The organism is Paraglaciecola sp., from assembly GCF_039942875.1.
In the GTDB taxonomy this organism is placed as follows: Bacteria; Pseudomonadota; Gammaproteobacteria; order Enterobacterales; family Alteromonadaceae; genus Paraglaciecola.
In genome coordinates, this window is sequence record NZ_JBDVBQ010000026.1 from 185,851 (window position 1) to 197,697 (window position 11,847).

Below are 11,847 nucleotides of genomic sequence, written 5' to 3' on the forward strand. Positions count from 1 at the left end.
TATGCAATCTCAAATAAAACACATTCACCAACAATTAATCAGCAAGCAAATTAGCTGTGTTGATTTAGTTCAGCAACGACTCGATTTGCTAAAACAAAACTCCCACGGCAGTGTTAATGCTTTGCTTGATGCAAACGCACTAAAACAAGCCCAAGCAGTGGATACAAAAATTGCTAATGGAGAAAACATAGGACTACTGGAAGGCATACCTTTTGGGGTCAAAGATGTCTTTATGCTACAAGGCACGTTTACCACTGCCAGTTCTGATTTTCTAAAACAATACAAATCAGCCTATACCGCAAGTGCGATACAAAAGCTTATCGATGCGGGGGCAATCCCAATCGTAAAAGAAAACTGTGACAGCTTTGGTCATGGTTCATCTAACGAAAATAGTATTTTTGGCCCAGTTAACAATGCCAAAGATCCGTCATTAGTGGCAGGCGGTTCAAGTGGTGGTTCAGCGGTGAATGTCGCTAAGGACTATACGGCATTTTCAATCGGTGGCGACACGGGTGGTTCAGTGCGCCAACCCGCTGGTTACAATGGGGTATATGGTTTAAAGCCAACTTATGGTCGTATTTCTCGCTATGGTTTAATGGCTTATGCCTCCTCAACCGATTGCGTGGGCCCGTTAGCAAAAAGCGTAGAAGATATCCGCATTGTGCTTAACACCATAAGTGGCAAAGATGTTAAAGACCAAACGACCTATGAGTCAGCGCCAATAGGTGAAGCTGGGTTAGCGGATACTGGCAGTGTTAAGACAGTCGGTTACTTTAAAAACCTGCTTGAAAACGATGCGATGGACGCATCTATTAAAGCTGACTTTATGGCGACCCTTGAAAAATTAAAAGCCAAAGGAATTGAAGTTAAACCTCTCGATTTCGTAGATGCAGAGGCGTTAATTTCAACCTATTACATTTTAGCCATGGCAGAAACCGCATCTAACCTGTCACGACTCGATGGCACCAATTACGGTAATCGTATTGAGGCAGAAAACTTAATTGAAAGTTATGCAGTGACCCGCTCTGAGAATTTTTCCGAAGAAAGTAAACGCAGAATAGTCGGCGGTAACCAAGTGTTATCTCAAGGTTTTTCAGACGCCATTTATCTTAAAAGTTTGGCGGTTCGAGACAAGCTTTCTGCAGACTTCGAAGGCTTTTTTAATGATGTGGATATTGTGTTATCACCGGTGACGCCAGGCTTACCACCCAAAGTCGGAGACGGTTTGAAAGACCCAATGGCGATGTATTTATCCGATGCCTTCACGGTTGGATTTAGTTTAGGTCAATTACCCACGTTAACCGTCCCCCATGGTACCGCTACAGGTATTCAAATTACAGCAGCTAAAACCGACGATGAGCGTGTTTTACAGTTCGCTCACTTGCTAGAAGAAACACTATAATGGAACTGGATTATTTAAACGATTTACTCGAAAAACACGACCTAGAACTGGTTATTGGTCTTGAAACTCATGTGCGCTTAAACACTAAAACTAAGTTATTTTGTGCGTGTCCAAATGAAGAGTCTGATACGCCTAATCACAATATCTGTGCTGTGTGTACCGGGCAAATGGGTGTACTACCTGCCATCAACAAAGAAGCCATTACTAAAGCCATTTATTTCGGCAAAGCAGTTAAGTCTACTTTTAGCAATCCGGTGATTTCGTGGGATCGTAAGCACTACGAGTATCCTGACAATCCCAAAAATATTCAAATCACCCAATTTCATAATCCGGTTATTCCAGATGGTGAAGTGTCGTGTTTCCGCAAAGATGGCTCTCAGTTTACCGTAAGTTTAACTCAGGTCCATATCGAAGAAGATGCCGCTAAGCTAATGCACGAGCGAGACATCTCTTTGGTTGATTTCAATAAAGCCGGTGTGCCCCTTATCGAAATTGTGACCGATCCTTGTATGCGCAACATCGAAGATGCGTCTACCTACGCTCAGTATATTCAGCGTATAGTGCAAGGTATTGGTATCTCTGAGGCTAACCTTGAAAAAGGTGAGTTTAAGTCAGATGTGTCTGTGTCTTTGCGTAAAAGACATACCAACGACCTCAACCCGCGAACTGAAATCAAAAACTTAAACTCATTTAAGTTTATGGTCGAATCGTTAAAAGAAGAAGTTGAAAAACAGCTTAACTATTATATTGAGCACGAAGTATTTCGCCCTGACCAAACCACAGTGCTATGGGATGAAGAACTAAAACAAACTAAAGTCATGCGTAAAAAAGAGTTTGAAGCGGATTACCGTTTTATCTCTGAGCCAGACTTACCCTTTGTGGATATTTCACAGGTAGTCAGCGCAATTGAAGTGGATTTAGAGACCTTACCTTTTGCCATTGAGTCTATCTTGATCGAAGGCGGCGTAGTGCCCCAAGATGCTAAGTTTTTTACGGCTGAAGCAGTGCGTGCCAAAACCTTTATGGATATCAACCATGTCCTAAAAGACCCGTTATTTATCGCCCGTACCTTAGTAAATGTGATCCCAGCTGACGACTACAGAAACATCCAAGACACGGCAGTACTTACGGATATTTTCAGCCAATTTAAAGACGGCAAAGTTAACTCAGTATTGGTACAAAAAGCCGTTAGCGAATATTTAAAAGACGCAAGTTTTGATTATAAAAAGTACTTCCAAGAAAACAGTATTTCAGAACAGCAAATAGCTGACGCGATTGATACTGTTATCGAGAATAATGCCGCCATTGCCAGCGACATAAAAGCCGGTAACCAAGGTAAAGCCGGAATTTTAGTAGGTAAAGTCATTGCCATTATTGGTAAAGGCGCGTCGGGTAAAGTCATTCGAGAAGGTATTTTAAACGCTGTGAATACCTCTGCCAGCAGTGATGCCTCGGCATCTAGCGACAATGTGCAAAACACAGTAAAAGGCAGCGACAAGCAAAGCGTGAAACAAGCAGAAGAAGTGCTGCCTGAAACCCCACTTATTGTAAAAGATCACTATCGCACCCATAAGATTTCGGAGTTATCCGAGCAGTCGCTCTCTGAGGAAGTCACCCTGTCGGGTTGGGTCGCCAGTGTCCGAGATCACGGTGATTTAATGTTCATCGATTTACGAGACTCTAGCTACCAAATATTCCAAGTACGCTTGAGTCGCGAGAGCTTCCCTAACTTTGATGAACTAGTTACCTTGAAAGCAGAATCGGTCATAGCTGCGACTGGTATTGTGGTTCAGCGCCGAGAAGACGATTACAACCCAGGGTTGAGAACCGGCACTATTGAGCTTGAAACCTCTAAGCTAGAGATTTTAAACCTAGCGAGAAGCTTGCCTTTTGAAATCGCCAGAGCTACAAAAACCAACGAAAACATTCGCTTTCAGCACAAGTATTTAGATCACAGAAACAAAGAAGTCCGCAAAGTCATTATCGACCGCCATAAAGTGATCAAACTCATTAGAGATATGCTTGATGAGGAAGGCTTCTTAGAAATGGAAACGCCTATATTAAGTGCTGGAACCGATGAAGGTGCCCGTGAGTTTATCGTACCAAGCCGTAAAGAAGCGGGTGCATTTTACACGCTACCACAAGCCCCTCAGCAGTTTAAACAAATGATCATGGTCAGTGGTTACGAAAAGTATTTCCAAGTCGCCCGTTGTTTCAGAGACGAAGACTCAAGGGGTGACCGCCAGCCAGAGTTTACTCAGTTAGACATTGAAATGGCCTATGCCAGCATGCAAGACATCATCGACTTAAACACTAAAATGTTTAATACAGTGGTGAGAAAAATTTATGGCAAAAAATGGAAGTTACATGACTTTGCGGTCATCACTTACAAAGATGCCATGGACAAGTACGGTTGCGACCGTCCAGATTTACGTTTTGGTCTGCAAATGCAAGACATCACTGACATTGTTAAAGATACCAGCTTCCAAGTATTCAGTAAGCCTATTGAACAAGGTGGCATTGTTAAATGCATTAAGGTGTCTGCCGAGGAGCAAGGTGGTAAGCGTTTATCCAAAGGACAAATCGAGAACCTTACGGCCCTTGCTCAGCAAAATGGACTGGGTGGGCTTGCCTATATATTTGTCAACGAAAACGACCTGCAATCGCCCATTATTAAGTTTTTAGGCGAAGACATTGCAGCAAAAATAATTGCCGCAAGCGGAGCACAAGTTGGCGATGTGGTATTTTTCTCGGCGGCCAGTTATGCCGTGGCAAACAAGGCATTGGATGTGGTGCGTCAAGAGCTTGGTAAGATGCTCAAATTAATCGACCCCAAAGAGCTACGACCAGCTTGGGTAGTCGATTTCCCTATGTTTGAGAAAACAGATGCTGACAGATGGACCTTTACCCACAACCCATTCTCAATGCCAGCGATTGCCGACATCGAAAAACACATGAACGGTAAAGAAGACGAAATTGGGACTATTATTGCCCAACAATACGACTTAGTGCTAAATGGTTACGAAATTGGCGGCGGTTCAGTCCGTGCCCATAAACCTGAAATATTAGAAGCGACCTATAAAAACATGGGGTACAACAAAGACGACATGCTGAAAAGTGTCGGCACTTTGTATAAAGCCTTCCATTATGGCGCGCCACCACATGGCGGCATTGCTTGGGGTATCGACCGTCTAATGATGTTGTTAGGTAAGAAAAACTCAATCCGTGAAGTTATGGTGTTCCCGAAAACAGGGACCAGTGAAGACTTACTGTTTAACGCGCCTTCTCTGTTATCAGATAAGAAAGTCGAAGAAATGAACGTAAAAGTGATTAAAAAGAAATAGTACCGATAACTCCCAAGTGGCAGCTGCCGCTTGGGATGTTTTCATCCCACCTTAACTCAATTGATTGTTTAATATCTCGCCTTGAACCTAGAAAAGGTTCGCGGTACCGCTAAAACTCTTTCTCGCCGCTACTAGTTTTAATATACATATCTTGATAATAACTACTGGGGTAACACTGCTGTTTGCCTTCAATCACATGGTTACAGCCAGTGACTTTTTGTGGTTGTGATTCACTCTCTTGAGTATCCGAAGCGCCTGCTTTATAGCTGCCCAAAAAACCACTAATAATTTTTGCGTCTTGTTTCATTCCCTCAACGGTGAAAACAAGTGGAAACTGGTTACGAGAACGGTTCACGACCTTTTGATTTGAAGCTGCACTGGTATTCGCATCTCGAACCGGCTCTAACACATTAGCCAGCCCAATATCAGCGGCAAAACCTAATACCGTACAACTACTGGTTATAGAGCACACCATTAAGCATGACGTTAACTTTAGCATTTGTTTTAATAAAGTATTCATTTGTGCTCCTGTTGAAACCACAACTCTTCACGCTGCAAAGGTGTGTCTTTAGGTAAAAAAGTATTCTCTAAGTAATAAAAATTTCTATTTTTCAAATCTGCTCTTTCAATGTAACCCTGAAAGGTTTTCAAAAACAATTCTTCAAAATTACCATTTTTAATGGCTTTCTCTAAACCTACTTCAATCAAATGTGCTAGAGGGCTATTATTTTTGTTCACAAAAAAATAAACAGCGGCAGGATAACGTATCCCCAATGTTGGTTGAACAGATAACCCTTTAGTTCCTTCAAGGGATTCGAGTTCATGCCAAATTTCAGCTAATGAACGGGGGTAAAAATCTCCTTGCGCTGTAGCTAACATATTTAAAAGATTACCCTGCCCTTGGTTAACTATTACGTCGAATCCGTTAGACCTTAGTATTTTTGTATCTGGCCAATCTCTTCCTTGGACAGGTGATAATTTAATCAAATGCTCTAGGCTTTGAATATATTTAAAACGCTCAGACATATCGTCACGTATTAGTAATAGCCGCCATCCAATTAATCCTTTGAATAGAGGAATGCGTATGGGATGTAAATTCTCCTCCCGTTGAATACTAGTCATACCCCACACTAAATTAACTTCACGGTTATCCTCAAGACGGTTTAATGCTTTTATCTTAGTTAACTGGTTACTAGAAGGGTTTAACTCATAATTCACACCAGTCTGATCCAGTGCTAGGGTTAACAGCTCTACAGGGTAAGTCGTCATAATATCTGAATCGACATCTGGACTTGGATAAGTGATTTTCCAAGATGCACCTTTGGTATCACTGCAACTGAGCCCCAATATAAGCGCAAACATTTGTAACGTACTGATTTTATTAAAAAAACTCATATAACAAGTCCAAAGATAAACTTCAATTAATAATTACCATCATAAATAGGTAACCCATGCCACATGGCGGACTTAACACTTTGCAATATTTAATTACTCAATGCCAATAAACTTATGTGTTTGTAAAGACAAGCGCCAATTGCGGGCGATACAGGTTTTAATTGCAAGCTCTGTGGCTCTCTTCTGCTGACTAATCGGTTGCAGGTAAATTTGTGGCGAAGACCCATCCTCTAATAAACTTAATACTTGGTCCAACTCATCAATATGTTTTTGCATGGCAATTGGGTGCTTAATTTCATTGGCTCTTAACATGGCGCTTTTAAGTACGGGCCTACCACCTGGCATATTCACCTTAGGCGAAACCGTTACCCAAGTATCTTTATGACACTGTATTTCATAGGTACCACTGGTTTCAATCTGAACTGAGTATCCAAGGCCAATTAAATAAGATGTTAACTCCGTTAAATCATACATACATGGCTCACCGCCCGTAATAACCACATGCTTGGCCACGTAACCATAGCCCTCAAAAAGCTCAATCAATTGTTGCGCAGTTTGTTCAAACCAACTATTTGACTCGCTGGTTTCAGCCATGACCTTAGTGCTAGTGGCTATAGAGTCAGGGTCGACTTCCCATGTGTGTTTGGTATCACACCAGGGGCACCCAACAGGGCACCCTTGTAGGCGCACAAAAATTGAGGGGAGGCCTGTATAACTTCCCTCCCCTTGTAAAGACTCAAACACTTCATTAATTTTATACAAACTCAATCACTTTCCTTTGGATCTAGCAGGCTCCCGCTGTGGGAATTCACCGTCAGATCACTTAAAATAGAACTCATTGTTAGATTATAAAGAAGCAAAGCCCATGTCACAAAAGGTAGTGGTTATTTTTTCTGGGGGAATGGACTCTTTTACTGTCCTAAACCTAGCGGTTAAACAAGGTTTTGAGGTGTTTGCCTTATCATTTGACTACGGTCAAAGACATAAAAAAGAACTAGAGTATGCAGCAAGAGCCTGCTCAAATTTAGGTGTACACCACAAAATTGTTGATATTTCGGCTATAAATCAACTAATTGGAGGTTCATCACTGACCTCTGATATAGAGGTAGCAGAAGGTCACTACGAAGAAGACAGTATGAAAACCACAGTAGTGCCCAACCGTAACATGATTTTGTTATCTATGGCTGTTGGATATGCCGTATCCATTAACGCCAACAAGGTATTTTATGGTGCCCATTCTGGTGATCATGCTATCTACCCTGATTGTCGCCCTGAATTTGTCCATAAAATGAATGACGTATGTGCCATAGCAAACTACGAAGCAGTTGAAATTGTCACGCCTTACCTAGACGTCAGTAAAACCGCAATTTTAACAGCTGGGTTAGAAATGAACTTAGACTACAACCAAACATGGACATGTTATAACGGCCGTGAAAAAGCCTGCGGAAAATGTGGAGCTTGCCAAGAAAGATTAGAAGCCTTCGCTGAAAATGGTGTATCTGATCCTTTAGCGTACGAAAGCTGAGGATTAAAAATTCAGTGGCCGAAAAAAATAAAATTGAAACCGAGGTATTTTTCCGCTTATTGAAATTAGACAAATTTCAAGGGGTAACCCTAAGCCGAGAAATAAATGGGGCAAGCTATGCCCCAATACCTAATACCAATCATTTTATTGGTGAAGTCTTAATCACTGAATCATTAGACAATTTAGACGATCTCAATGTCTTCTTCGTACGCCAAAAAATCACTCTAGAGCAATGTGATATTCTGGTTAAAGTAGACCTTTCTATCGATAATCACTCTGTCCAAATACCTAATTTTGTTAATAAACTGCTAAAACACATTGATTGCACTATCACTATTGAGACGTGTGATGAAATACCCACTCAGGAATATACATGACCAAAGAAAGCCTATTAAGCCAAATAAAAACCTCTCCAGAAACAATCGAGTTTACCCAAGTAATGGATGTTATTACTCACTATTACGATTACACACCTAGCCAATTTACCAATGGTGATAGTACTAATTTAGCTGGTACTAACGAAGGCTCTTGCAAAATATTTTATTTTGCCAAAATACAAAACTTAACAGAGCCTGAGACACTAGCGTTATTTGGTAGCTACTATCGTGATGATGTACTGCAAAACCCAGATGGTAGTGATCATGGCAACATAAGGAACTTTATAAAGACAGGATGGACTAAAGTAACGTTTGATAATGCCCCCTTACAACAAAAATAAATCTAAAAAAAGGCCATATTCTGCTACTTAGAAAATGAATTTGCATAGGGTATCATAGGGTAAATTAATCTCTCTGCATTTACTCTGAACTACTTTAAAAGGAATGGATATGATTCAAAACTCCCCAAATTTAATAAATGAAGAAGAGTTTTTCTCGGAACATGAAGAACTAGTGTCAGTAACGGACACACAGGGGGTTATTCAGTACGCTAATGAGCCTTTTTGTAAAGTGGCAGGGTTTTCTCGTAAAGAACTCATTGGTCAAAACCACAATATAGTTAGACATCCAGATATGCCTAAAGCAGCATTTGCAGACATGTGGGGGAAGTTAAAATCTGAACAAGCATGGCGAGGGGCTGTAAAAAATCTTTGTAAAAATGGTAAATATTATTGGGTTGATGCATTTGTTACTCCTTTATATGAACAAGGTAAACTAACAGGTTTTCAATCCGTTAGAACTCAGCTGAAGCCAGAGTACAGAAGCAGAGCCCAGTCCTTGTACCAGCAACTAAATGCAGGAAAATCTCAAACGTCTACTTTTAAAAAGCCTAGATACTCTGACATGGTATTTATCATTGCGGCATTAGCCTTAGCTTGTAGCGCGTTTTATTATCCATTTTTAGCTTTATTAATGATCCCTTTACCTTATTTAGCGTTTAGAAGTGAGCTACTTTCACTAAGGCAATATATTAGCCAAGAGCGTGACAACTATGACAGCGTTTCAAGAGTGATATTTTCTGGTGCAGGCCAAAAAAGTATTGTGGATTTCATGAAAAAAATGCAAGAAGGTCGCTTAAAAACAGTGATTGGCCGCGTTATTGATAGTAGCAACGCGGTGCAAGAGGGGGTGACTTTACTCAAGCAAATATCCAAGCAAACTAAATTGGGTGTTGAGCAAGAAGCCAATGAACTACATCAGTTATCAAAATCCATAGATGCTATGGTCGTTACCAATGCAGAGGTTGCCACCAATACATCGTTAACCTCATCAAAAGTCGATGAGGTTCATCTAGAGTGTGAGCGCGCAACAAGCGCTATGACACAAACCATGGATAAAGTCGCCTACCTAGCTAAAGATGTATCTGATTCAGCAAATACCGCCAGTAACTTAGCGGCCGAAGCAGAAAAAATTGACAGTATTATGGTTGAAATCCAAGGTATTGCAGATCAAACCAATTTATTAGCATTAAATGCAGCCATAGAAGCCGCAAGAGCTGGCGAGCACGGTAGAGGTTTTTCTGTGGTGGCTGATGAAGTTAGAGCTTTATCGAGCAGAACCCATGCAGCAACAAAAAACATTCAATCTTCAGTTGGTGAGATTCAATCCACTTTAACAACCTGGTCAAGTAAGCTTTTAGAAGGAAAACACGCAGCTGACGAATGTGTAGCTGATACCGCAGCAACAAAAGATGTCATTAATCAGGTCTATCACGTTGTTTCAGAGATTTCTGACTTGGCTACGCAAATTTCAGTCGCTGCAGAAGAGCAACGAGGTGTATCTGAAACCATAAGTAATAATATTGATAACGTAAATAATATTTCTGAAAATAATTTGAAACAGGCAGAAATGGTTGAAGAAGAAGCTGCAAAAATTGAAAAGAAAACTGATAACTTAGCAGGGCTTGGGAAAGCGTTTAGCTAATCGAAAAAAAAGTGTGATGACTAGGTAAAATTTGCAATCTAGTTGTGCTCACTCGGTGGCCTGTAAATATTAAACCCACTAGCCTAGTAAGTAAGGTTTAGAGCGTCAGTTATTTGATACTAACACTTTGCATCTACTATAGATTGTAGCAACACTTTAACCATACTGGGCATGTGCTCGCCATCAGCCAAAGCTTGTTCTGCAGCGGCTGATAAACGATAACCACTGGATTGCGCCTGATGTAACAAAGCCACCTGTAAGATGTCACTTTGGTATGGAGCAACTAGGTTTGCAACATCGTTCCATTCGAACTCATTGCAAGCAATAACAATAAGACTATTTGTGTTTTTTGTAGACTTGGGGCCTTGTGATACTGACGTACTGCAAGCTGATTGCAAACCAAACATAATTAAAACCATTACAGCCATAAGGTAGCGATTCATTTTCACCTTCTACTCAATTGAATATTAAACCTAACCAGATTTTATAGGTAGCATTGTGTGAAGCCTATCGTGACAACAATGCTACAGCTAGTGAAATTCCAGCCCTATGTGAGCTAGGGTATTAGTTTAGTACGTCAAAAAGTATTCCATAGACTTTATTTTCGTATACGCTTATCTGTTCAAACTTCATAATGTAAATATCAGATAAAACCTCAATAAGTGCCTGAAGTTCGCTTTCTGTACAAGATAAAAGCTCGGTTGCCCTATATGCTAACTCATCATTGTATTGATTGTTGCTAGCGATAATGAGCCTTGCTTTATTGACATACGTACCATCATTTAATAAACAGCCTATTAAACCAACTGATTCATGATCCTCTGTTGTACACGCTTTGAGCACGTTCTGATCTTCAGCAGATAATTTAACATCATTTAAAAACAATGTTTGTAACTCATTTTTTCGCTCAAATTCGCTATTTGGATGTAAAATAAAATCACTGTTTACATTCATTCTCTGTACCTATCTCTAACTGCATTAAATGCTTACTCTCAAGACCTGATATCATCACTTAAGATATTCATTTCACTCTCTCATCCATTTTTGAATCAAGGCAGCAATGCGTTTAGGATCATTTTCAGCATAGATCAACAATAGTCTAGCCATGCCCTTTTTGGCTTTCACCTTAGGTTGTTGCTTAGCGTAGAGCTTGCTTAAGGGCGATTGATAAACACCCTTTTTGACGCTTTTTTTAACAGACAAAATTATGCGCCTTTAGGGGGTGTATCCTGCTTTTCTTTAGCAAACAATAATAAAAAAACGCCTAACATAATGGCCATATCAGCTACGTTAAATATTCCCGTTCTTAAAGACCCTACCCCTATATTTAAAAAATCAATCACTGCACCGTTATTCATAGCTCTATCGTAAAAATTACTGATCCCACCAGAGAAAATAAGTGACAAAGACCCCAAAGCATAAGCGGTTTGTGTGTTTGTTCTGATGATATAAATTAACAAAGCCAGTAAAATGACACCGACAGCAAAAACAAATATCCAAAATCTGACATTATCAGGTAAATCACTACCTAAACCTAAAAAAGCGCCCGTATTCTCAACGTAACCAATACGCAAAGTATCAGCAAGATAACTCGTCATTTCATATTTAGGTAAATTTTCAGCAGCAAACAATTTAGTGCCTTGATCAATACCAACACTAACAAAGGTGATAGTTATTAGCAGGATCAGACGTTTTATCATACTCATAGTGGATTACTTTTCTTTGGGGATATTTAAGGAACAATGAACAATTATTTCATGTTATTCACTCTTTGGTCTATCTAGTAATGCATTTAATTCTCAAAAGTTTTGTTAACACATT

At 40.2% G+C, this 11,847-nt stretch carries 13 protein-coding genes; 6 read left to right on the forward strand and 7 right to left on the reverse strand.

The genetic code is table 11. The annotated features are described in order from the left end of the window. Position 1 precedes the first annotated feature (1 nt). Both ABJE44_RS09140 and gatB/aspS read left to right on the forward strand, forming a co-directional pair. On the forward strand, positions 2–1,402 hold the full coding sequence (locus ABJE44_RS09140) for an amidase family protein (RefSeq protein WP_348111733.1): 1,401 nt from the start codon (positions 2–4) through the stop codon (positions 1,400–1,402). Continuing rightward, a complete protein-coding gene (gene gatB/aspS / locus ABJE44_RS09145) occupies positions 1,402–4,746 on the forward strand; it encodes a bifunctional amidotransferase subunit GatB/aspartate--tRNA ligase AspS (protein ID WP_348111734.1) in 3,345 nt (1,114 codons plus the stop codon). The genes ABJE44_RS09140 and gatB/aspS overlap by 1 nt, the downstream gene beginning before the upstream one ends. Before the next feature lie 109 nt (positions 4,747–4,855). Here the strand turns inward: gatB/aspS and ABJE44_RS09150 are convergent, their stop codons facing one another. The 3 genes from ABJE44_RS09150 to queE all read right to left on the reverse strand — a co-directional run bounded on the left by ABJE44_RS09150 (position 4,856) and on the right by queE (position 6,909). Next, positions 4,856–5,266 (reverse strand): hypothetical protein, encoded by a 411-nt coding sequence (locus ABJE44_RS09150; RefSeq protein WP_348111735.1) that lies wholly within the window; start codon positions 5,264–5,266, stop codon positions 4,856–4,858. Continuing rightward, entirely contained in the window at positions 5,263–6,141 is an 879-nt protein-coding gene (locus ABJE44_RS09155) for an amino acid ABC transporter substrate-binding protein (RefSeq protein ID WP_348111736.1), read from the reverse strand. The genes ABJE44_RS09150 and ABJE44_RS09155 overlap by 4 nt, the downstream gene beginning before the upstream one ends. A 93-nt stretch (positions 6,142–6,234) precedes the next feature. Continuing rightward, positions 6,235–6,909, reverse strand: a complete 675-nt coding sequence (gene queE / locus ABJE44_RS09160) for a 7-carboxy-7-deazaguanine synthase QueE (protein ID WP_348111737.1) — start codon at positions 6,907–6,909, stop codon at positions 6,235–6,237. A gap of 97 nt (positions 6,910–7,006) precedes the next feature. Here queE and queC point away from each other — a divergent pair, with 97 nt between their 5' ends. From queC to ABJE44_RS09180, 4 genes are all read left to right on the forward strand, one after another. Then, positions 7,007–7,666 (forward strand): 7-cyano-7-deazaguanine synthase QueC, encoded by a 660-nt coding sequence (queC, locus tag ABJE44_RS09165; protein WP_348111738.1) that lies wholly within the window; start codon positions 7,007–7,009, stop codon positions 7,664–7,666. Positions 7,667–7,680: 14 nt separating this feature from the next. Continuing rightward, complete coding sequence (locus ABJE44_RS09170; protein WP_348111739.1) at positions 7,681–8,043, forward strand: hypothetical protein; 363 nt, start codon at positions 7,681–7,683, stop codon at positions 8,041–8,043. Next, positions 8,040–8,384, forward strand: coding sequence for a HopJ type III effector protein (locus ABJE44_RS09175; RefSeq protein WP_348111740.1), 345 nt, complete (start codon positions 8,040–8,042; stop codon positions 8,382–8,384). The genes ABJE44_RS09170 and ABJE44_RS09175 overlap by 4 nt, the downstream gene beginning before the upstream one ends. A 109-nt stretch (positions 8,385–8,493) precedes the next feature. Then, positions 8,494–10,026 carry a methyl-accepting chemotaxis protein gene (locus ABJE44_RS09180; protein ID WP_348111741.1) on the forward strand — a complete coding sequence of 511 codons (1,533 nt, stop codon included), beginning with the start codon at positions 8,494–8,496 and terminating at the stop codon, positions 10,024–10,026. Positions 10,027–10,145: 119 nt separating this feature from the next. Here ABJE44_RS09180 and ABJE44_RS09185 read toward each other — a convergent pair whose 3' ends face one another. The 4 genes from ABJE44_RS09185 to lspA all read right to left on the reverse strand — a co-directional run bounded on the left by ABJE44_RS09185 (position 10,146) and on the right by lspA (position 11,732). Further along, a complete protein-coding gene (locus ABJE44_RS09185) occupies positions 10,146–10,469 on the reverse strand; it encodes a hypothetical protein (RefSeq protein ID WP_348111742.1) in 324 nt (107 codons plus the stop codon). 121 nt (positions 10,470–10,590) lie between these two features. After that, entirely contained in the window at positions 10,591–10,980 is a 390-nt protein-coding gene (locus ABJE44_RS09190; protein ID WP_348111743.1) for a hypothetical protein, read from the reverse strand. A 72-nt stretch (positions 10,981–11,052) separates the two neighbouring features. Then, positions 11,053–11,229, reverse strand: a complete 177-nt coding sequence (locus tag ABJE44_RS09195) for a hypothetical protein (RefSeq protein ID WP_348111744.1) — start codon at positions 11,227–11,229, stop codon at positions 11,053–11,055. 2 nt (positions 11,230–11,231) lie between these two features. Next, positions 11,232–11,732 (reverse strand): signal peptidase II, encoded by a 501-nt coding sequence (lspA, locus tag ABJE44_RS09200; RefSeq protein ID WP_348111745.1) that lies wholly within the window; start codon positions 11,730–11,732, stop codon positions 11,232–11,234. Positions 11,733–11,847: the final 115 nt, after the last annotated feature.

What these genes read in the sequence shown, in the direction of transcription:
- ABJE44_RS09140 (WP_348111733.1), top strand. Translation starts at nt 2, where the DNA reads ATGCAATCTCAAATAAAACACATTCACCAACAATTAATCAGCAAGCAA.
- gatB/aspS (WP_348111734.1), top strand. Translation starts at nt 1,402, where the DNA reads ATGGAACTGGATTATTTAAACGATTTACTCGAAAAACACGACCTAGAA.
- ABJE44_RS09150 (WP_348111735.1), bottom strand. Translation starts at nt 5,266, where the DNA reads ATGAATACTTTATTAAAACAAATGCTAAAGTTAACGTCATGCTTAATG.
- ABJE44_RS09155 (WP_348111736.1), bottom strand. Translation starts at nt 6,141, where the DNA reads ATGAGTTTTTTTAATAAAATCAGTACGTTACAAATGTTTGCGCTTATA.
- queC (WP_348111738.1), top strand. Translation starts at nt 7,007, where the DNA reads ATGTCACAAAAGGTAGTGGTTATTTTTTCTGGGGGAATGGACTCTTTT.
- ABJE44_RS09175 (WP_348111740.1), top strand. Translation starts at nt 8,040, where the DNA reads ATGACCAAAGAAAGCCTATTAAGCCAAATAAAAACCTCTCCAGAAACA.
- ABJE44_RS09180 (WP_348111741.1), top strand. Translation starts at nt 8,494, where the DNA reads ATGATTCAAAACTCCCCAAATTTAATAAATGAAGAAGAGTTTTTCTCG.
- ABJE44_RS09185 (WP_348111742.1), bottom strand. Translation starts at nt 10,469, where the DNA reads ATGAATCGCTACCTTATGGCTGTAATGGTTTTAATTATGTTTGGTTTG.
- ABJE44_RS09190 (WP_348111743.1), bottom strand. Translation starts at nt 10,980, where the DNA reads ATGAATGTAAACAGTGATTTTATTTTACATCCAAATAGCGAATTTGAG.
- lspA (WP_348111745.1), bottom strand. Translation starts at nt 11,732, where the DNA reads ATGAGTATGATAAAACGTCTGATCCTGCTAATAACTATCACCTTTGTT.